This window comes from Maricurvus nonylphenolicus (assembly GCF_042854845.1).
Taxonomy (GTDB): Bacteria; Pseudomonadota; Gammaproteobacteria; order Pseudomonadales; family Cellvibrionaceae; genus Maricurvus; species Maricurvus nonylphenolicus.
This window is the reverse complement of sequence record NZ_AP031498.1, coordinates 2,366,086-2,388,170: the sequence shown is the minus strand read 5'-3', so window position 1 is coordinate 2,388,170 and position 22,085 is coordinate 2,366,086. Positions and strand designations below refer to the sequence as shown.

The window sequence follows — 22,085 nt, the reverse complement described above, 5'->3', positions numbered from 1 at the left end:
TTTAAATGACAAGTAGCAACGGAAAAGCTTCTCCTTGTCTTCGGAATAGTCAGTTCAAGGACCAGATGATGACAGACACGGAAAAACAACAACCTAAAAAAGCCACCCCCAGCAGTAGCAATAACACCAAGGACAATTCGACTGACTACGAAATTGGGGATCTCTTAATCCACTATCTCCAGCAACTGGGTGTCGAATATATCTTCGGCATTCCCGGTGGCGCCATTGAACCTCTATATAACGCCCTGGCACGCAGTGAGCGCCGCGGTGGACCCAAAGCCATTATTAGTCGCCATGAAACCGGCGCCGCGTTTATGGCTGACGGCTATACATCTCAAACCGGCAAACTCGGTGTTTGCTGTGCCACCACAGGCCCAGGGGCAACCAACTTAATTACCGGTGTTGCCTCCGCCTACGCCAACCGCGTCCCCATGTTGGTGATTACCGCACAAACCTCACTGGCTACCTTTGGTAAAGACGCTTTTCAGGAATCCTCATGCACCGGCATCAATATTGTCGGCATGATGTCCTACTGCACACGCTACAACACCCTGGTATCCCACGCGGACCAGTTCGAGCAAAAACTCTATACCGCCATCATGCATGCCTTTGGTCCCACGCCGGGGCCGGTACACCTCAGTGTGCCGCTGGATGTAATGCGCAGTCGCATTAACCGCATTCGGCCACGATTTAATCTCGATGCCCTAAAACCCAATAAACCCACCTTCGACCCGGTGGCGTTAGAAAAGCTAGTCGACATCCTCAAAGAAGATACCAAACCCGTTTTTGTCATTGGTGAAGGTGCGGTTGATGCGCTGGGGGAGATTTTAGGTTTGGCCCACCTGCTGGATGCCGTCATTCTGACAACGCCGCACGGCAAAGGTCTAATCAACCCTCACCACCCACAATTTGCCGGCATTATCGGTTTTGCCGGACACGCCAGCGCCACAGAAGTGTTGCTTGATCCGGAACGCCAAACCACACTCTGTATCGGCACATCTCTGGGTGAATGGGCGACCAACGGTTGGGATGCCCGTTTACTGCTTAACAATCGCCTGGTCCATGTCGACGATCAGTGGGAACACTTTAAGCAAACCCCGATGGCCAGATTGCATATGCACGGTGATCTGCAGCAGGTGTTTGCCGAGCTGGTATTACATATTGGCGCAGGGGCAACACCTGCCAACCCGGTGTCCAGTTACCAATATCAGTTTCAGTTAGAAAATGAATCGGCATTTACCTCAACAGAAGTACCGATAAAACCCCAGCGCTTGATGCGGGAGCTGGTGCACCTCTTCCCTCCCCATACACGCTACCTTGCAGACACCGGTGCCAGCTTTGCCTGGGCAATTCATTACTTGCACCCTTTCGATCGCCGTATCTCGGGCTGCCGTAATCGTCGCGGTATTTTCTTCGGCGCCAGCCTGGAGTTTTCCTCCATGGGCTGGGCAATCGGTTGCGCTATTGGTACAGCCTTGGGCAGCCCGGAACAGCCGGTTGTCTGCATTACCGGTGACGGCAGCCTGCTCATGAGCGGCCAGGAAATCACCGTCGCCGTTCAGCATCAATTGGCAATCATTTTTGTGGTGTTAAACGATTCCTCCCTCGGCATGGTGAAACATGGCCAACGCCTGAGTGGTGCAGAATCTATCGGTACCGCCATGCCTTTTACCGACTTTGCCAAAATGGCCGAAGCCATGGGAGCCAAAGGCATTTGTATCGAAAGTGCTGGAGACCTTAAACAACTCAATATCAACAAGCTGTGTTCACGGCCCGGGCCAACACTGCTGGACGTTCGCATAGATGTCGACGAAGTACCGCCGATAGGTACTCGTATCGCGGTTCTAAAAGATACCCGCGTACCACCCAAAGCTACTCAGCAAACAACCAAAGAGCCAACGTCGACGAGCTCCTCTACAACGTCAAATAAAACCTCAAATATAACCGCAACTACGACAACACCTGAATCGTCACCGGCACAAACACTTAGTTCAGAACCGGAAACTCCCGCATCACCTCTTACAACAAAAAATAAAGATAAAACCCATGTCAACTGATACCGCCCCCCTGATTAAATCGTCGTTTTGGAAAGAAATAGCCGAAGCTGACAATCCCTTTGCAGCACAAAAGTCGCTGTGCAGTGGTTACGATGTGTATGGCGATCTATTACCCCATGCACAGATGATCGATATGTTGTGGCTGCTTATCCATGGTGAAGCAGCGACCAAGACTCAACGCCAATTGCTCAATGGTTTATCTATTTGTCTGGCGAACCTGGGCCCGCGAGACCCAGCCAGCCAGTCCGCAATGAGTGCCGCTGCAGGCGGCTCTGGTGCCGCAGCGTGTTTGATGGCCGGGCTCGCCGTTGCCGCAGGTAACATTGGTGGAGGCAGGGAGTTGCTGCATGCTGTCAGGTTATTTCACAAGGCATCCCACGATCTACAACAGTGGCAAAGTGCACTGCAAACACCCCATAAACTCGACCACGCCGACACCTGGTTACCGCTGGAATACCCACCGGGTTTTGATATCAATGGCATCAGCTGTACCACACCGGTGCGCCAGGCATTAACACACCTAAACCAGTTTTCCTGTGGCCCCCATCTCCCCTGGCTTTTGGAACACCGACCCCAGTTGGAATCCTGGGCCAAGCTGCCTTTATCAATGATCGGTGTTGCAGCCGCTGCAATGGCCGATCTGGGATTACATGAAGAGCAGGCAGAGATGCTATTCCTGCTACTGCGCCTTCCTGGATTGGCGGCCCACTCGTTAGAGCAACGCATACAGGGCTGGGATCAATACCCCTTCTATGCTGATGGTCTGGAGATTAAGGATCCTGCTTATGAGTAAACACACAGACATCGGCAAAAAAGAAAATGCCGAAAAAATTGCCCAACTCACCGAAGCCATCGGGCACTGGTCCACCACACTTGGAGGCTGGCACCCCGGTGAAGGCGTTACCCTTCACCATACCGATCTGCTTAATGGTGTTGCCCAGGAAGGCTGGATGGCAACGGTCATGTTTGCCATTACCAAGCGTCGCTTTAATAGGCAGCAATGCCATCTGCTTGAGTGTCTGTGGAGTATTTGTGGCAGTTTTCCCGAACCCAGGTTATGGAATAACCGCGTTGCAGCCATCGCCGGAAATGCCAGGAGTACTGCAGCACTGGGGACAGCCGCAGCAGTTGCGACCAGCGAGGCGATTATCTACGGCAACCGACCAATAATCGCGAGTATGGATTTCATTTGCCAAAGTCTGTTGCAGTTTAAACAGGGCCGCAGCCTCGATGACATTATTGATCGCGCATTAGAAGCCCCTCGCCAAGGTAACTCTGCCCGGGGGCCAAACCGCGATCTTGCCAGATTGCCAGGATTCGGCCGCCCGATTACGCCAAAAGATGAACGCATTGAGCCACTGATGAAAAAGGTGACCGAGCTGGGATATGAGAACGGTGAACATCTACAACTGGCGTTTGCACTGGAGACTCAATTAATCCAACGCGGCTCCAAATTACGTTTAAATATTTCCCCCATTATGGGTGCCTTGTGTGCGGATCAAGGTTTAACCACGCGTCAATACAATTACTTTATTGTGCTCTGCTGTTGCGCGGGATTTTTAGCCTGTGGCACAGATGCTGAAAACCACCCGCCGGGTAGCTTCTACCCATTACCCTGCTCAGCACTCGAATATCAGGGCCCAGCCCCCAGATCCTGGCAAGTAAATACGACATCCGACGGGCTTGATGAAAGCCTCTCCGGTAACGATCCAATCAAACCATCCAATAGCCCTGAAACGGTATAGCCATGAAAGAGATAATTTTCTCCCCAAAAACCAAACATTTTTTTCCTGGCATGAGGATTCTAGTCTTGTTGCTTGGCGCTTATGGGTTCAGCTCAGCCCATAGCCAGGACTTTGATGATGAGGATGAACTGCTGTCCGTCTATGGCGACGAAGAAACCATCAGTATCGCCACTGGCACCAAACAAACTCTATCAAAAGCCCCAGCAGTAGCCAGCGTCATCAGTGCTGAAAAAATTAAAGCCATGGGTGCACAGGATATTGATGACGTTCTGGAAAGCGTTCCAGGATTGCATGTTTCGAGAGACCCCCTGAATTACAACCCGGTTTATACCTTTCGCGGTATTAACGCGGACTATAACCCTCAGGTGCTCATGCTGGTTAACGGGATTCCTATCACCAATCTCTTTCACGGTGATCGAAATCTGATTTGGGGTGGTATGCCGGTGAAGAGCATTGCCCACATTGAAGTCATTCGGGGACCGGGATCAGCGGTTTACGGTTCCGATGCCTTTGCCGGTGTCATCAATATTGTTACCAAAGCCGCAAAAGATATCCGCGGTACGGAAATTGGCGGCGGCGGAGGCAGTTTTGATACCTGGAATGCCTGGTTATTACACGGTGAAGAATACGGCGAATGGAGCGTTTCATTTACCGCCGAGTTTCACAAAACCAACGGCCCCGATCAGGTAATTGAGAGTGATGCACAAGTCGCTCTGGATCAAGTGTTTGGTACCAATGCCTCTCTGAGCCCAGGCAGCGTTAATCTGTCCCGTGAAAATGCTGATATTCGCGTAGACGTATCACGCCAACACTGGCGTCTACGAGCAGGTCTGCAGCGACGTCGCGATGTTGGTAACGGCGCCGGTGCCACATCAGCGCTCGATCCTAACAATCGCAATGAAAGTGATCGTTGGAATCTCGATATTACCTATGATAATCCCCAATATAGTGAACACTGGGCGCTAACAGCTCAGGTCAGTTATCTGGATACATCCCAAGTTATCGACAAAAACCTGATTCTTTTTCCACCGGGTGCCAATATTGGCTTTGGCGTAATGCCGGATGGCGTTATCGGTAATCCGCAGGTCTTTGAACGCCACTACCGAGCCAATGTCGTCGGTATCTACAACGGTTGGCACAATCATCAATGGCGCATGGGTATTGGAGGCCATTACGGAGATCTCCACACGGTCGAGGAAACAAAGAATTTCGGTATTGATCCCAGCACCGGACTGCCTCTGCCTCTGGGAAGCCCAATAATCGATGTCACTGATACCCCCTACGTTTTTTTACCAGAAGAGGAACGGGAAAATTACCACGCCTTTGTCCAGGACATCTGGCAGTTTGCCAACGACTGGACACTCACTGCCGGGGTCCGCTACGACCGCTACTCAGACTTTGGCGATACGGTTAATCCACGCTTGTCGCTGGTCTGGTCCGTTGATCACGACCTAACGGCGAAACTGCTCTATGGACAAGCATTCCGAGCACCCAGCTTTGCCCAAACCCTCAATCAAAACAATCCTGTCGCTGTCGGTAACCCGGATCTCGACCCAGAGACCATGGAAAGTACAGAGTTCGCACTGAACTATCAGCCCACCGGTAATCTGCGCCTGGCAGGTAACCTGTTCTATTACGAGTGGGATGACATTGTGCAATTTGACTCGGACGGTATGGGCAATCTGGTGGCCCAAAATACCGGAAGCCAAAAAGGTAAAGGTTTGGAGCTGGAAGCTCACTGGCGTATATCCCCACAACTAGATCTTGAAGCTAATTACGCCTGGCAGCGCTCAATGGATGAAACTATCGATAAAAACGCTGGCATGACGCCTAGACAGCAAATTTACTTGCAGGTGCAATGGCAGTTTTTGGACAACTGGAAAATCTACAGCAGCCTTAATTGGGTGATGGATCGAGAACGTAAACAGGACGATCTTCGCTTCCCAGTCGATGACTACCGCTGGGTTAACTTGTCACTGCATCGGGATTTTCCAACCGCCAACCTGAGCCTCTCCGTTACCGCTCGCAATTTATTTGACAGCGATGCCCGCGAACCCAGTCAGGGAGACAGTACCGGAGCAGGCATTATCAATGACCTACCACTGGCAGAACGGCACTACTTTGCCGAGCTTCGATACCATTTTTAACAGGAGTTAGTGGTTAACTGGAACCCATAAAAAGTTTTACTGCACGGATAGTTTTGTGAGACCACGTAGACGTCAGCGACTACAGCCGCATACTCTCTACCTACGCCTCAAGCGTTGGGCCAGATGCTGCTGTTACTTCTACATGATGAGCCTTAGCCTCTTCAGCCATGCAGAGGTTGATGTTTACTATCCCGAGGTCAGGGCCCCGTACCAACAGATTTTCGAACAAATTATTGAAGGGGTTACATCAGAGCTTCCACATAAACCCAGCTTGCACGGCCTGTCCAAAAACACCAAGCCGCCGCAGCCCGATACCCAACAAGGCATCATCATAGCCCTGGGACAACGCGGCCTAAAAGCCGCTGCCCAAGGGCCACAGCAGGTCATTGTCGGAGCCATCAGTCGTCCCCCCAATAGTTTTCCCAAGCCCCTGTATGGATTTGCACTCACCCCTGCTCCAGCAAAGATTCTCGGTAAACTTAAAGAGCTGGCTCCCAATGTGACCAAGGTCTATGCGGTCTATAACCCCATACGCAGTCAATGGCTGGTAGATGATATAAACAAAGCCTGTGAAGATCTCAATCTACAGATAACCCTGGACTCAGCAGACAACTTGCCTAAAGCCGCCAAGCTCATTAACCAGCACCTGGATACAGCAGCACCCAATCAATCTGCAATTTGGTTATTAGAAAGTAGGTTTTCCAACGATAACAGCCTAATGAACCAGATACTTGAAGAGGCCTGGGAAAAAAACCTGGCTGTTTTCTCCGCTAACCCCAGCCATATCCGGCGCGGACTGCTATTCTCAATGTATCCCGACAATGTGAAATTAGGACAAGCTTTAGGACAACTTGCTCAAAAACTGAAAAAACAGGGTTTGGGTAACAAGGAAGCAGGCCATGATGAAAGCACTCTCTCCTCCCCGATTCAGGTTTTCCCCCTGGAGCACCTCCATACAGGCATCAATGTACGAACCGCCGAACATCTGGGGCTCAAAATACCACGCAACCAGAAATTTGATCTGGTCTATCCCGCCGAATAGAGACATAAGCCAGGATAGCAGGAGATGAAGAAATTATGGCAAACGCTCTAAAACGCCGTCTCGCTAAATTAAGTTTTCGCCAGCAGTTCTTATTGACCTTTACGCTGGGTATTGGTGCTTTTGTCATTCTTTCATCCCCCATCATTTCTTCATCTTCAAGCCGCTCGATACAACAACAACTGTTACAACAGGGACAACAAATTACCGCCAGTTTTGCCGAAGGCAGTACTCTGGCACTGCTCTACCAAAGCAGCGACAATGCTGAACAGGCCATACAGTCCGCCCTAAGCTTCCCCGATGTGGAAGCCGTCAATATATTTAATGCCGATAAAAGCCTCCTCGCCCATCACGACAAGCAGGGAGGAGATAGCCCCTCACATACCACAGTATCGGCAGAGAAACAGGTGATAGAACGCGATTCGCGCTGGATTTTTCTGCAAGCTGTTTATGCTGGCGGCACCAATCAGGATGAGTCCCCATTTAGCGGCGAGCAGAGCGAACCGGAATTAATTGGTTATGTCAGCGTTTCAATCAGCAAGGCATCTCTGCATCAGCTCACACGGGATATTTACATCAGCAGTTTTGCTATCGCCTCCTTTACCGCCTCCATCTTACTGCTAATTTTGCTGGGCATTACCAACCGCTTAACCCGACCTATGGCCAGCCTGGCCAACATCATGTACCGGGCCAAGTCAGGAGAAACCGGCCTACGCGCTGAACTGGAAGGCTCCCGCGACGTGCTGGAAATGGAGTCAGCGTTTAACACCATGATGAACGAGCTTGAAGTTCGTGAGCAGGAACTTAAGCGGGCTCGGGATACCGCATTGGCATCCGCTCGGGTAAAAGGTGAGTTTGCCGCGGCCGTCAGCCATGAACTTCGCACACCGATGAACGGTGTCATGGGAATGCTTGAGTTGCTACAAGGTATGGGGCTGGGTCCCAAAGAACAGGAATATATCCAAATCGCCCGCGACTCATCCGAAGCACTGCTGAAACTCATTGACGATATTCTCGACTTTTCCAAAGTCGAATCCGGCAAGATGACCTTGCATCAGCAAGACTTCACCGTCAAAGAAATGCTCAATGACATCAGCGAACTGTTGAAACTTCAGGCCCAGAAAAAGCTGCTGACAATCAACATTGAAATTGATCCCCAGGTCCCCCTTTCCCTCAATGCTGATGCCGGGCGGCTGCGGCAGATTTTAATCAACCTGCTGGGCAATGCCATTAAATTTACCGAATCGGGCAGCGTTACCCTGATTCTCAAAAAACTCGATTCTTCGGAAGGTAACACCCTGGGAGATACTGACACCTACTATTTCGGCGTCCAGGATACCGGCATTGGCATTGAGCCAGAGGCCCAGCAGCGCATTTTTGAAGCCTTTTCACAGGCCGATAGTTCGACCACCCGCAAATATGGCGGCACCGGATTGGGGCTGGCTATTTGTCACCAGCTGGTACAACTGATGGGCGGTGAGCTGGGTGTCGAAAGTCAGCCCGGACACGGCAGTCTGTTCTGGTTTACCCTGCCGCTGGCTAACGGCAGCGACATCAGCCATCAAATCGATGATTTGTTTACCGGATTGCGCCTGCTTATCGTTTGTGCGGACAAAGAGCGTAACCGCAACCTGATTAACAATCTCCTCCTGCACCGGATTTATCAGCGCAGTGCAGGCAGTGAAAGCGACGCCCTAAAACTTATACGTCAGGCAGAACAACAGGGTAAACCTTTTGATGTGATCGTGCTCGATGACGACCAACTGACGGTATCAGCCACCTCACTGCAAATAGCCATCGATACCCAGTGTCAGCAATCGCCCTGCTATTTAATTCTCACAGATTCGCCAAGGGAAAGCAGCGAAGAGTTTGTGGGCCTACAACTCAGCCGCAGTCTGCCTATCGGCGAAGCGGTAGAGAGCCTGGGAGATTATCTGCTTAAACGCCAACAAATCCTGGACTCGGCACAAGAAGAAAACCAGGAGGTCCAACAGGCAATCGAAGACTCAGGACCGCAAATCCTGATTGCTGAAGACAATCAGGCCAATCAACAAGTAGCCTATGCCATGCTGGAACGCCTGGGCTATGAGGCCATTATTGTAGATAACGGCGAGCAGGCTTTGGACGTGCTGCACCACTCCTCCATCGACCTGGTGCTTTTGGACTGCCTGATGCCCGTCAAAGACGGCTATGAAACTGCCACCCAGTTGCGTAAAGAAAACTACAAACTGCCACTGATTGCCATGACCGCCAATGTTGGCCCCCACGACAAACAGCGCTGTCTTGACGCGGGCATGAACGATTACATTAGCAAACCTATTAATCTGTTGGAACTGGAGCAGAAGCTCAACCAGTGGTTACCACGGGAAAAGCGCCGTCAGCAAACCCTCAGCAACTCTCCGGTCATAACCCGACGACCAAGAGAGGCCAACGCCAACGCAGAAACCCTGTCACTGAGTACCTTCTTTAACCTGCAGGATCAGGTAGGACCTACATTCAAACGTGTCGTCGACAGCTTTCTTCAAGAAACGCCCCGCCGTATCGATCAATTATATAAAGTGATTGAGCAGCAAAATATGTTGCAGATACAGCATATTGCCCACGGTATCAAAGGCAGCACAATGAATATCGGCGCGGAGATATTGTCTTCCCTGTTCGAACAGCTGGAACTGATGGCGCAATCTGGTGTTATCACAGATTCCGAACAACTGCTTCACCAAGCCGAAGAAGAGTTTGAACGTTTAAAAGTGATTATTGAGGAAAACCTCAACCAGACGGAACAAGTTGTTCACACCAATAAGCACACAGAACATCAACCCACCATTCTGATCACGGATGATGAACCCAGTTCTCGCTTGTCGCTGTATGGTATTTTAGAGCGTGACAACTACAACATCGTCGAAGCAGAGAGTGGCCTTGAAGCCCTGGAGTTCTGCCAGCGACAATTACCTGACCTTATTTTGTTGGATGCCATGATGCCGATCATGGATGGTTTTACCGCCTGTCGGCGTATCCGTGAACTGGCGGACGCCCAGCGCCTGCCCATCCTTATGGTAACGGCGCTACAGGATGAAGAATCCGTGGAAGAAGCCTTTAACGCAGGCGCCAATGATTATATTACCAAGCCCGTTAACCTCACAGTGCTACGCCAGCGGGTCTCGAGCCTGGTGACCAACCGCAAGGCGGAACATAGCGTCTTTCAATTAGCCAATTTCGACAGCCTGACCAGCTTGCCTAACCGTAATCAGTTTATGGAACGGGCTCAGGATATGATCAATCAGGCAGCCACAAACGGCGAAAAACTGGCTGTGATGTTCCTCGACCTGGATCGCTTTAAGCTCATCAATGATACCCAAGGGCATGAAGCCGGCGACCTGTTACTGAAAACCGTCGCACAGCGGCTGAAAAACTGTGTTCGCAGTGTTGATGTGGTGGCACGTCTAAGCGGTGATGAGTTTGCGGTCATTCTGCACGACATTGACACCGCGGATGTGGCAACCAAAGTGGTTGAAAAAATCTCTGAAAGCCTGGATCGCCCTTTTGCCTTTATGCAGCAACAGGTGTTTATTTCCTTCAGTGTCGGTATTGCGATATACCCTCATAACGGCCAAAGCGTAGCCACCCTGATGAAACATGCTGATACCGCCATGTTTAGAGCAAAAGCCAAAGGCGGTGGCGGTTTCCAATTCTACGAATACGGCATGGAAACCGAAATTTCTCGTATGCTGGAGCTGGAAAACGAACTGCGTCACGCGCTGGATAATGGCGAGCTGGTTCTATATTACCAACCGCAAATTGAAGCCAGTAACCATAAGGTAATAGGTCTAGAAGCCTTGGTGCGCTGGCACCACCCCGAACGAGGTCTCCTGCCGCCCAATGAATTTATTCCTCTGGCCGAACAATCCGGCCTGATCAATGCACTGGGAGACTGGGTATTAAAAACAGCCTGTGCTCAGGTTAAATATTGGTGTGACAACGGCATATCCGTAACACCCGTGGCTGTAAACGTGTCAGGTAAACAGCTGGCGGACAATGTGTTGTTTGAAAAAGTGCGAAATGCGCTGGATGCGTCTCGTATTCAGCCTCATCTCTTAAAACTGGAAATCACCGAAGATACGCTGGCAGATTGCGATGCCTTGGTTGTACCGCAATTGAAAGAGTTAAAAGACCTTGGCGTAACCATCGCCATTGATGACTTTGGTACCGGTTACTCATCGCTCAGCTACCTAAAGCGCTTCCCTGTCGACACGCTCAAAATTGACCGTAGCTTTATTGCCGATCTACCCAACGATAAAGATAGCGCATTGATCACCTCAGGCATCATCGCTCTTGGCCATAGCCTGAACTTAAAGATCATTGCCGAAGGTGTGGAAACCGAAGAGCAGGAAAGTTTCTTGCAACAGGAACACTGTGATATCTATCAGGGTTATCTGTTCAGTCGGCCTCTACCGGCCGATGAACTGGAAATCTGGTTGGAAGACAGAAATTTTGAAACCAGGCGTTAAAGCCTGTTCAAACTACTCTTCCACCAGGGTGATTCTCTCAGGCGTGATCACTATCTTGCGTTCTTTATACAGGCTTCCCAACGCCTTCTTGTAGTTACCTTTGCTGACATTAAAGACATTGTAGATCTCATCCGGCGGACTTTTGTCCGTCAGCGTAGATGTGCCACCGTTGGCTTTTAGGTATTGCAAAATCTTATCGGTAAGCTCGTCCCGACCTTTTTGCGTGCGGCGCTGAAGAGATAAGTCGATCTTGCCATCTTCACGAATGGATTTGATATAACCTTTGAATTGCTGACCAAAGCGCAACGGTTTAAACGCCTCATCGCGAAAAATCAGACCAATATGATTATTGTTTACCACAGCCTTGTAGCCCATAGCCGTTTTGGCATAGACCATTAAGTCGACTTCCTGATTAGCTTTGAAGTAGCGGGATTCTTCATACAGATGCCGGTCCAAACGGCTGGAGGCCACAATTCGCTCACTGGAATCCAGATAGGCATATACCACATAGGATTTGCCCTCTTCCATGCGTTTGGCCTGCTCCTTGAACGGCACAAACAGGTCTTTACTCAAACCCCAGTCAAGGAAAGCACCTATCTTGTTTACGTCTTTGACTTTCAGGTAGGCACACTGGCCCACCATGATTTTGGGCATTTCTGTGGTGGCAATCAGCTGGTCTTCAGAATCCAGATAAATAAAAACCTTTAATTGTTGACCAAGCTCGCAGTCTTTCGGTACGTATCGCTTTGGCAACAGAATATTGCCATCAACACCACCGTCAAGGAAAACACCGAAATCAACCTGTTTTACCACGCTTAAACGATTGATTCTGCCCAGATCTGCCATAGTTTTCTGCCACTACCACGTAAAATATGAAGTGTAAGGCGCAAATGCCACTATGGCTAGACTAAACTCTAGAAACCTTTACCTAGAAAGCTTAGTAGACTCGAATAACTTGTAGTAAGATCAAAAAGCAGCTCATTCCACATAATTAAGGACGTTATGATGAAAAAACTGGCTTTAGCCCTGCCCTTCACCTTGTTACTTGGCGCCTGCGAGATGGTTCCTCAGGAACCTGAAGCGATAAAACAGATGTCCTTGTGCGATAAAGTCCAAGCCCTGGTCAAAGAACACAACAACCAATTCAAAACGCTTCGTATCTCGTCACCTGCCCGTTCAAGAAGCATTGCTGTCTGGGATGCCCGCTACCACCTGGTAGGTAATAACTGCCAAATCTGGGAATGGGGCAATGGCAACGTCAACTATGTCTGCAGCCACAGCACGCCCAACAAAGATATGGCCATGGACCTGTTTGAAAAGGCTAAAAATGAAACCCGTCAGTGTCTGGAGCAGGCCTGGCAGCTGGAAGAACGCCCACGAAAAATCGGCACAGGCTTAAAAGCGACCTTCTCACGTCCTGGCGACAATACTGTAGCCTCGGTACATGCAGTCGAAACTCGCGGCGTATTTAAAAGTGAATGGAGCACCTATTTCACAGTCGGTAACCGTAACGACGACATTTAAAACTTGACCTAGAATCCGGTGTCAGCGATGGCTCCGGATTCTATACCATCTTTCTGCCCTTCAACCTCTCCCTCTACGCCTAAATCGATAACTCGTTCAAACTACAGGCAACATCAAAGGTTATGGCCTGACGCTTGCTGAAACTGCACGGAACGTTCATTCCAAACAAATTTAGCTGTCAGTAATGAGGTAACCGATGAAGTTCTATTCCCGTAAAATGATCAAACACGAAGACCTGAACCATGCCAGCCAGCTATTTGGCGGCACTGTTCTAGCCTGGATAGATGAAGAGGCTTGGGTATTTGCATGCTGCCAAATGAAGACCACCCATGTGGTAACAAAATTTATGTCAGAGATAGAATTTATCTCTTCTGCCAAGCTTGGTGAAGTTATCGAGATTGGCATCAATCTGGTGCACATTGGTACAACTTCCGTCGCACTTGCCTGCCAAGTACGCAATAAAATCACCAAAAAGATCATTGTTCACGTGGATAAGATCATTATGGTTTCAGTCGACAAACACGGAACCAAGATTCCCCATGGCATTAATCAGCGGGAACCGAATAACAAGCCACAAGAAAAAATGCAGGCATAAAAAAAGCGGCCCGCAGGCCGCTTTTTTTGAAATCACTAACGGGTAAAAACTTACCAGCCAGTTACTTCTTTCAGTGCGTCACCGATACCGGCCAGAGAGCGAACGGTTTTAACACCAGCCGCTTCCAGAGCAGCGAATTTCTCATCGGCAGTACCTTTACCACCAGAGATAATCGCACCAGCGTGGCCCATACGCTTACCTGGAGGTGCAGTAACACCAGCAATGTAAGACACAACAGGCTTGGTCACGTTTTCTTTGATGTAAGCCGCAGCTTCTTCTTCAGCAGAACCACCAATCTCACCGATCATAACGATAGCTTCGGTTTGTGGATCGTTCTGGAACAGCTCCAGAATGTCGATGAAGTTAGAACCTGGGATTGGGTCACCACCAATACCAACACAGGTAGACTGGCCGAAACCGTAGTCAGTAGTCTGCTTAACAGCTTCGTAAGTCAGAGTACCGGAACGGGAAACGATGCCCACTTTACCTGGCAGGTGGATGTGACCTGGCATAATACCGATCTTACACTCGCCCGGAGTGATAACACCTGGGCAGTTAGGGCCGATCAGGCGAACGCCCAGCTCGTCACACTTAACTTTGGCTTCCAGCATATCCATTACAGGAATGTGCTCGGTGATACATACGATCAGCTTGATGCCTGCGTTAGCGGCTTCCAGGATAGAATCCTTACAGAAAGGAGCCGGTACGTAGATTACAGAAGCGTCAGCGCCAGTGGCTTCAACTGCTTCAGCAACGGTGTTAAATACTGGCAGGCCCAGGTGCTCAGTGCCACCTTTACCTGGAGTTACACCACCAACCATCTGAGTACCGTAAGCGATAGCTTGCTCAGAGTGGAAAGTACCTTGACCACCAGTGAAACCCTGGCAGATAACTTTAGTATCTTTGTTAATTAATACGCTCATTGACTTGACCCCTATTAACCTTTAGCCGCTTTAACAACTTGCTCAGCAGCGTCAGTCAAGCTAGTTGCAGCAATGATGTTCAGACCACTGTCAGACAGTACCTTGGCACCTACATCAGCGTTGTTACCTTCCAGGCGAACAACAACAGGAACCTTAACACCTACTTCTTCAACAGCACCAACAACACCTTCAGCGATCAGGTCACAGCGAACGATACCACCGAAGATGTTGATCAGAACGGCTTCAACCTTGTCGTCGTCCAGAATGATCTTGAATGCTTCGATTACACGCTCTTTGGTCGCACCACCACCAACGTCCAGGAAGTTAGCTGGGCTACCGCCGTGCAGGTTTACGATATCCATGGTACCCATGGCCAGACCAGCACCGTTAACCATACAACCGATGTTGCCATCCAGAGCAACGTAGTTCAGGTCCCACTGAGCAGCGTGAGCTTCACGAGCATCTTCCTGAGAAGGATCGTGCATCTCTTTCAGCTCTGGGTGACGGTACATAGCGTTGCTATCGATAACAACTTTGGCGTCCAGGCAGTGCAGATCTTCGGATGGAGTGATAACCAGTGGGTTAATCTCCAGCAGCGCCAGATCTTTCTCTTGGAACATTTTCGCCAGACCCAGGAAGATCTTGGTGAACTGACCAATTTGCTTACCTTTCAGGCCCAGTTTGAAAGCCAGGTCACGACCTTGGTAAGGCTGAGCACCTACCAGAGGATCAACAGTGGCTTTCAGGATTTTTTCTGGAGTCTCTTCTGCAACCTTCTCGATTTCAACACCACCTTCAGTAGAGGCCATAAAAACGATACGACGGCTGGAGCGGTCAACAACAGCACCCAGGTACAGCTCTTCAGCGATATCGGTGCAGTTTTCAACCAGAATACGGCTAACAGGCTGACCGTTAGCGTCTGTTTGATAAGTTACCAGGTTGTTACCCAGCCACTTTTTAGCAAATTCTTCGATTTCAGCTTTGGAATCAACCAGCTTAACACCACCGGCTTTACCACGGCCACCGGCGTGAACCTGGGCTTTAACAACCCACTTGTCGCCACCGATTAAGTCAGCTGCAGCAGCAGCTTCAGCTGCGGTTTCTGCGGCAATACCTTTGGATACAGGCAGGCCGTATTCGGCGAACAACTGCTTGCCTTGATACTCATGCAAGTTCATTTTTTCTATCCGTCTTTTTTGTGCTTGGCACCGGCATTGCCATCATAATGAAAGCCAATGCCAAACCACGCATTTAACGTTTTGCGCGTCACTTTTCACATATCTGTCATGGAAAAATCACTGCACACCATTTAAAACTCGAAGATGCTTTCAGGCAGTTCTACAACTACCTTTCAATAATCTGTGAGTCGTACACCAAGTTCAACGCCGTCAGTTTTACACTCACTTAACGCTGAGTTTCACGCTTTATAGTTATAGCCGCTTAAAACATACAGACCGTCGATTGCGCGATTGATCGCGACCCACATCTTAAGCAACTCATGGACAATACCCGGTGGGCCCGCCACCTGTTACCAGGCGGGGCCCGCCGTGCCATGTCCTCTGCAGTAGTGCCAATTTCCCTGGCCGTGCTTCGATTGCCGCGTTTTCCGCGACAATCACAGCAATCCGATGATCAACTAAATCCTAGAATTAGCGGATCGAATGCTTTCTATTTACTTCTTCTTGCGCTTTGGACGGTTCGGCATATGGATGGCATGACCATTCACAGCCAGAGCAGCCTCTTTAATCGCTTCAGAGTGTGTTGGGTGACCGAAGACAGTCATACCGATATCTTCAGCAGTAGAACCGAACTCCATGGCGATAGCCACCTGCTGAACCAGATCTGCTGCGTGTGGACCAACAACATGGCAACCCAGCACACGATCGGTTTTCGCATCGGCAATCATTTTCACCATGCCTTCAGCTTCATCAGCGGCAACAGCACGTCCAATGGCCAGGAATGGGAAGGTACCTACGTTGTAATCTTCGCCGTCGGCTTTCACCTGCTCTTCTGTGCGGCCTACAGCGGCAACTTCAGGATCGGTGTAGATAACGCTCGGAATAATATCATAATTCACAACCGCCTTCTGACCGGCAATGCGCTCGGCAACCACAACACCCTCTTCAGAGCCTTTGTGTGCCAGCATTGGGCCACGAACTACATCACCAATTGCCCATACGCCTGGGGCGTCGGTGGAGCACAGATCGTTAACATAGATAAAGCCGCGCTCATCCAGGTTTACACCACTATCGGCAGACAGCAAATTCTCGGTAAACGGACGACGACCAACACAAACAATCAGCTTGTCGAAGGTTTCTTTCTGCTCGTTACCGTCTTTGTCAGTGTAGGTAACTTCAACTTCTTTACCTTTCACTTCAGTACCGGTTACGCGGCAGCTCAGACGAATATCCAGACCCTGTTTGGTCAGAATCTTCTTGGTTTCCTTGGCGATCTGCTGATCCATCATGGCCAGGAAATCATCCATGGCTTCAAGACAAACCACGTCAGCGCCCAGACGGCCCCAAACGGAACCCAGCTCCAGACCGATAACACCAGCACCAATCACACCCAGACGCTTAGGCACTTCTTGCAGCTCCAGCGCACCAGTGGAATCAATGATTACATCACCGTCAACTGGCGCAACAGGAATATCAACAGGTACTGAACCGGAAGCCAGGATTACGTTCTCAGCTTCCAATACTTTGGTTTCGCCTTCGTTGGAAACGAATTCAACTTTACGACCAGCCAGCAGCTTCCCGCTACCGTACAGAGAGGTCACCTTGTTAGCCTGGAACAGACCGGCAATACCACCAGACATCTGCTTAACCACTTTGGCTTTACGCTTAATCATCGCAGGTACGTCGATGCTTACATCGCCAGTACCAATACCGTGCGCCGCGTAATCTTCTTTCGCCGCATGGTATTTATGAGAGCTGTCCAACAGCGCTTTAGAGGGAATACAACCAACGTTCAAGCAGGTACCGCCGTTAACACCCTTGCCCTTGTCGTCTTTCCACTTTTCGATACAGGCAGTTTTCAAACCCAGTTGTGCAGCGCGAATAGCAGCTACATAACCTGCAGGGCCGGAACCGATTACAATCACGTCAAATTTGTCTGACATAAGGTTGGTCTCTAGTAATTTAATAACTGTTTGCCCGCGCACCTAACCCTTAAGTTTTAACGCTTAAAGAGTTAAGCACACGGCCATGAATGTTTTGCTTCGTTAAGATGTCAGGCTTACATTTCCAGCAGAATGCGAGCAGGATCTTCAATCATGTCCTTGATAGCCACCAGGAACTGAACGGCATCTTTACCATCGATCAAACGGTGATCGTAGGACAGAGCCAGGTACATCATCGGCAGGATTTTAACCTCACCATTAACCGCCATTGGACGATCTTTAATGGCGTGCATACCCAGAATCGCAGTCTGTGGTGGATTGATAATTGGGGTAGACATCAGGGAACCAAAACCACCACCGTTGGTGATAGAGAAGGTACCACCGGTCATTTCTTCGATGGTCAGCTTGCCAGCTTGGGCACGGATCGCGTAATCCTTGATGGTGTTCTCAACAGTCGCCAGGCTCATGTTCTCGGTGTTACGCAGAACAGGTACGACCAGACCTTTGTCGGTGGATACCGCAACGCTAATGTCCTGGTAACCGTGGTATACGATATCGTCACCGTCGATAGAAGCGTTAACCGCAGGGAAACGACGCAGTGCTTCAACAGCCGCTTTTACGAAGAAGCCCATAAAGCCCAGACGAGTGCCGTTGTGTGCTTTTTCGAATTGCTCTTTGTACTTTTTGCGCAGATCCATCACAGGCTGCATGTTCACCTCGTTAAAGGTGGTCAGCATGGCAGTACCCTGAGAGGTTTCCATCAGACGCTCAGCAATACGCTTACGCATGCGGGTCATAGGTACGCGCTTCTCAACACGCTCACCGATCAGTTCAGCAGGAACCGGGGCGGCAGCAGCGGCTGGTTTGGCAGCAGGAGCAGCGGCCGGCGCTGGTGCGGCAGCAGGTTTCTCAGCGTTAACCACATCTTCTTTGGTGATACGGCCGTCTTTGCCAGTACCTTTAACGGTAGCCAGATCGATGCCCTTCTCTTCTGCCAACTTGCGAGCAGATGGGCTAGCCAGACCTGCTGCACTGCCAGCTTCAGCTGGAGCGGCTTCTTCAGCAGCAGCTGGGGCGGCGGCTGGTGCTGCAGCAGCGGCTGCACCTTCAGCAAACTGGGCGATGACTTCGTTACTCAGGATAACGTCGCCTTCCGCTTTAATAATTTCAGCCAGAGTACCGTCGGCTGGAGCAACAACTTCCAGAACTACTTTATCGGTTTCAATATCAACAATCAGCTCATCACGTGATACTGGCTCACCTGGCTGCTTGTGCCAAGTTGCAATGGTGCCGTCTTGAACGGATTCTGGGAAAGTTGGCGCTTTAATTTCGATAGTCATTGTTTCTTTTGTCCTTAGCGTGTGCCGGTCATATCTGTGGAACCGGGCTTTACTAAAACTGTTTCAATTGCTGTATTCGTTTAGTCGCCGCTTGTGGTTAGTCACAAACGGCGATTATCGTTCCAGGGTTATTTCACCGTCAGAGCTTCATCAATAAACTTCTGCTGCTCTTCCAGGTGAATGGACATATAGCCTGCCGCTGGTGCCGCAGAGGCAGCGCGACCAACAAAGTCCAAGTACAAGTCAGGATTGTGAGCATGAATCACACGACGCATATGGTGCTGACTGCTATACCAAGCGCCCTGGTTCATAGGCTCTTCCTGACACCACACCACATCTTTCAAATTGGTGTACGGCGCCAGGGCCTCCTTCAACTCTTCTTCCGGGAACGGATACAGCTGTTCCAGACGGATCAAAGCAACATTTTCAATTTCACGCTCCATGCGTGCTTCCAGTAAGTGGTAGTAAACCTTACCGCTACACAGCACAACGCGTTCCACTTTCTCCGGAGCCATATCGCTATCGCCCAGAACATTGTGGAATTTGCCATTCGCCAGTTCTTCCAGAGAAGACGTGGCCAACTTGTGACGCAGAATCCATTTCGGACTCATCACAACCAACGGACGACGCATAGGACGAATCGCCTGACGACGCAGCATATGGAACACCTGCGCCGGTGTGGTTGGAATACAGACCTGAATATTGTGCTCGGCACACAACTGCAGGTAACGCTCAAGACGCGCTGAGGAGTGCTCAGGGCCCTGACCTTCATAACCGTGTGGCAACAACATGGTCAGACCACACAGGCGGCCCCACTTGTGCTCACCACTGGTAATAAACTGATCGATTACCACCTGGGCACCATTGGCGAAGTCACCAAACTGAGCTTCCCAAATAATCATCGCATTTGGCGTAGTTGTGGCATAACCATACTCAAATGCCAACACAGCCTCTTCAGACAGCAGAGAATCATAAATATCAAATTCAGGCTGATCGTCGCTTAAATTACGCAGAGGATTGTAATTAGTGCCATCTTTCTGATTATGAATCACGACATGACGGTGAGAGAAGGTACCACGACCTACGTCTTGACCCGTCAGACGAATACGTGTGCCCTGCTCAAGCAACGTACCGTACGCCAGGGTTTCGGCCATACCCCAGTTGATGGGCAACGCACCACCAGCCATTTTATGGCGATCATCGTAAATCTTTTTCACCTGACGCTGAACCTGAACACCATCTGGAATATCGGTCATGCGGTGAGCGACATCCTGCAGTTTTTTCAGGTCATAGCCGGTATCAGCTGGCGTGTGCCAATCGTGACCCAGATAAGGTGTCCAATCGACAAACAATGAGCTATCAGGCTCGCTAACCAGACCCTGGGTTACATGCTCACCGCGATCCAGTGCGGCGCGGTAATCGTTGGCCAGCTGATCCGCCTCTTCCTGCGATACAACACCGGCATTTACCAGCTGCTCGGTATACAGGGTACGGGTGGTCTTTTGCTTGCGAATCTTTTGATACATCAGCGGCTGAGTAGCCGATGGCTCATCGGTCTCGTTGTGACCGCGACGGCGGTAACATACCAGATCGATAACAACGTCTTTCTTAAACTCGTAACGGTAATCCATGGCCAACAGGGTCACGAACAATACCGCTTCAGGGTCATCACCGTTTACGTGGAAAACCGGTGCCTCAACAACCTTGGCAACGTCGGTACAGTATTCGGTAGAACGGGCATCATCGCGACGGCTGGTGGTAAAACCAACCTGGTTGTTAATCACAACATGGATGGTGCCGCCGGTGCCGTAGGCACGGGTTTGTGACATCTGGAAGGTTTCCATCACCACACCCTGACCGGCAAATGCCGCGTCACCGTGTACAACGATAGGCACAACCTTGTTACCCAGTGGGTCTTCACGACGATCCTGACGGGCACGTACAGAACCTTCAACCACCGGTGAAACAATTTCCAGGTGAGATGGGTTAAACGACATGGCCAGGTGAACTTCACCGCCTGGGGTCATGACGTTTGAGGAGAAGCCCTGGTGATACTTCACGTCACCGGAGGTATCGATCAGGCGCTTACCTTCGAATTCTTCAAACAGCTCAGCGGGGTTTTTACCCAGGGTGTTTACCAGGGCATTCAAACGACCACGGTGAGCCATACCCAAAACAATTTCTTTCGCGCCATGGGTACCGGCACGACGAATCAGGGCATCAAACAATGGAATTAAGCTTTCACCACCTTCCAGACCAAAACGCTTGGTACCGGGATACTTACTGTCCAGGTGACGCTCAAGGCCTTCTGCGGCAGTCAGACGCTCTAACAGACGCTTACGAACATCCAACTCATAATCGGGGTTGGAACGCACACTTTCCAGACGCTGCTGCAGCCACTGCTTCTCGGCGAAGTTGGTGATGTGCATGATCTCTGCACCGATGGAACCACAGTAGGTTTGCTCCAGACCATCGACAATTTCACGCAGTGTCGCTTCTTCTTTACCGAAGAACAGGTTACCGGTTTGGAATACGGTATCGAGGTCAGCGGGTGTTAAACCGTGGAAACCCAGCTCCAGATCGGGCACCTGCTCGCGCTCCATCAAACCCAGAGGGTCGAGGCTGGCTTTCTGGTGACCACGGAAACGGTAAGAGCTGATCAGCTGAACAACTTTAACCTGCTTGCGCTCGTGTTCAATATTGGCGCCACCAGAACCTGGAGCAGCCAAAGGACGTGCACGGTTTTTACCGAGCAGTTCGAAATGTTCACGAATAATGGAGTGCGGTGTATCTTGAGTCACCACCCCTTCAATACGAGGCAGCTGATCAAAGTAACTGCGCCACTCTTCAGGAACGGCGTTTGGATCGTGTAAATAAGTATCGTAGAGCTCTTCTACATATGCAGCATTTCCCCCTTGGATATGGGAAGTGCTCCAAAGTAACTCCATCGTGCTTTCTTGCATGTGTGCCCACCTTTTAACAGGGCATCGCCAGCCGCATAAGAATACACGCCTGCCAAGCCACCGCTGGGCACGGTTCCCACTCGATCAGCCAATCCGGCCACAGTGTGATTAACCCTCAATCACGCT

The 22,085-nt window shown here is 50.3% G+C and carries 14 protein-coding genes; 8 read left to right on the top strand and 6 right to left on the bottom strand.

Going from position 1 to position 22,085, the window contains the following annotated elements:
* Nucleotides 1-65 precede the first annotated feature (65 nt).
* Genes ACGHZ6_RS10190 through ACGHZ6_RS10165 form a run of 6 tightly spaced genes read left to right on the top strand, consistent with a single transcriptional unit; the run spans nucleotide 66 to nucleotide 11,493 of the window.
* Nucleotides 66-2,057, top strand: coding sequence for a thiamine pyrophosphate-binding protein (locus tag ACGHZ6_RS10190; RefSeq protein ID WP_390618741.1), 1,992 nt, complete (start codon nucleotides 66-68; stop codon nucleotides 2,055-2,057).
* A complete protein-coding gene (locus ACGHZ6_RS10185; protein ID WP_390618740.1) occupies nucleotides 2,047-2,850 on the top strand; it encodes a hypothetical protein in 804 nt (267 codons plus the stop codon). The genes ACGHZ6_RS10190 and ACGHZ6_RS10185 overlap by 11 nt, the downstream gene beginning before the upstream one ends.
* Nucleotides 2,843-3,802, top strand: a complete 960-nt coding sequence (locus ACGHZ6_RS10180; RefSeq protein ID WP_390618739.1) for a hypothetical protein — start codon at nucleotides 2,843-2,845, stop codon at nucleotides 3,800-3,802. Before ACGHZ6_RS10185 ends, ACGHZ6_RS10180 begins: the two co-directional genes overlap by 8 nt.
* Nucleotides 3,803-3,804: 2 nt before the next feature.
* Nucleotides 3,805-5,949, top strand: coding sequence for a TonB-dependent receptor plug domain-containing protein (locus ACGHZ6_RS10175; RefSeq protein WP_390618738.1), 2,145 nt, complete (start codon nucleotides 3,805-3,807; stop codon nucleotides 5,947-5,949).
* A 55-nt stretch (nucleotides 5,950-6,004) separates the two neighbouring features.
* Nucleotides 6,005-6,991, top strand: coding sequence for an ABC transporter substrate-binding protein (locus ACGHZ6_RS10170; RefSeq protein WP_390618737.1), 987 nt, complete (start codon nucleotides 6,005-6,007; stop codon nucleotides 6,989-6,991).
* A 35-nt stretch (nucleotides 6,992-7,026) separates the two neighbouring features.
* Nucleotides 7,027-11,493: an EAL domain-containing protein gene (locus tag ACGHZ6_RS10165; RefSeq protein ID WP_390618736.1), complete on the top strand. Its 4,467-nt coding sequence runs from the start codon at nucleotides 7,027-7,029 to the stop codon at nucleotides 11,491-11,493.
* A gap of 12 nt (nucleotides 11,494-11,505) precedes the next feature.
* On the opposite strand, the gene ACGHZ6_RS10160 is transcribed toward ACGHZ6_RS10165, so the two are convergent.
* Entirely contained in the window at nucleotides 11,506-12,339 is an 834-nt protein-coding gene (locus tag ACGHZ6_RS10160; protein WP_390618735.1) for a S1 RNA-binding domain-containing protein, read from the bottom strand.
* Nucleotides 12,340-12,495: 156 nt separating this feature from the next.
* On the opposite strand from ACGHZ6_RS10160, the gene ACGHZ6_RS10155 reads away from it, so the two are divergent.
* Nucleotides 12,496-13,017 (top strand): hypothetical protein, encoded by a 522-nt coding sequence (locus ACGHZ6_RS10155; RefSeq protein ID WP_390618734.1) that lies wholly within the window; start codon nucleotides 12,496-12,498, stop codon nucleotides 13,015-13,017.
* A gap of 196 nt (nucleotides 13,018-13,213) precedes the next feature.
* The gene (locus ACGHZ6_RS10150) at nucleotides 13,214-13,612 is read left to right on the top strand and encodes an acyl-CoA thioesterase (RefSeq protein WP_390618733.1); all 399 of its coding nucleotides are present in this window, start codon (nucleotides 13,214-13,216) and stop codon (nucleotides 13,610-13,612) included.
* Between the two features lie 50 nt (nucleotides 13,613-13,662).
* On the opposite strand, the gene sucD is transcribed toward ACGHZ6_RS10150, so the two are convergent.
* The 5 genes from sucD to ACGHZ6_RS10125 all read right to left on the bottom strand — a co-directional run bounded on the left by sucD (nucleotide 13,663) and on the right by ACGHZ6_RS10125 (nucleotide 21,959).
* Nucleotides 13,663-14,535 carry a succinate--CoA ligase subunit alpha gene (gene sucD, locus ACGHZ6_RS10145; protein ID WP_390618732.1) on the bottom strand — a complete coding sequence of 291 codons (873 nt, stop codon included), beginning with the start codon at nucleotides 14,533-14,535 and terminating at the stop codon, nucleotides 13,663-13,665.
* A 14-nt stretch (nucleotides 14,536-14,549) separates the two neighbouring features.
* Nucleotides 14,550-15,713, bottom strand: a complete 1,164-nt coding sequence (gene sucC, locus ACGHZ6_RS10140; protein WP_390618731.1) for an ADP-forming succinate--CoA ligase subunit beta — start codon at nucleotides 15,711-15,713, stop codon at nucleotides 14,550-14,552.
* A 494-nt stretch (nucleotides 15,714-16,207) separates the two neighbouring features.
* Complete coding sequence (gene lpdA, locus ACGHZ6_RS10135; protein WP_390618730.1) at nucleotides 16,208-17,656, bottom strand: dihydrolipoyl dehydrogenase; 1,449 nt, start codon at nucleotides 17,654-17,656, stop codon at nucleotides 16,208-16,210.
* 116 nt (nucleotides 17,657-17,772) lie between these two features.
* Nucleotides 17,773-18,996, bottom strand: coding sequence for a 2-oxoglutarate dehydrogenase complex dihydrolipoyllysine-residue succinyltransferase (odhB, locus tag ACGHZ6_RS10130; protein WP_390618729.1), 1,224 nt, complete (start codon nucleotides 18,994-18,996; stop codon nucleotides 17,773-17,775).
* A 128-nt stretch (nucleotides 18,997-19,124) separates the two neighbouring features.
* Nucleotides 19,125-21,959: a 2-oxoglutarate dehydrogenase E1 component gene (locus tag ACGHZ6_RS10125; protein ID WP_390618728.1), complete on the bottom strand. Its 2,835-nt coding sequence runs from the start codon at nucleotides 21,957-21,959 to the stop codon at nucleotides 19,125-19,127.
* Nucleotides 21,960-22,085: the final 126 nt, after the last annotated feature.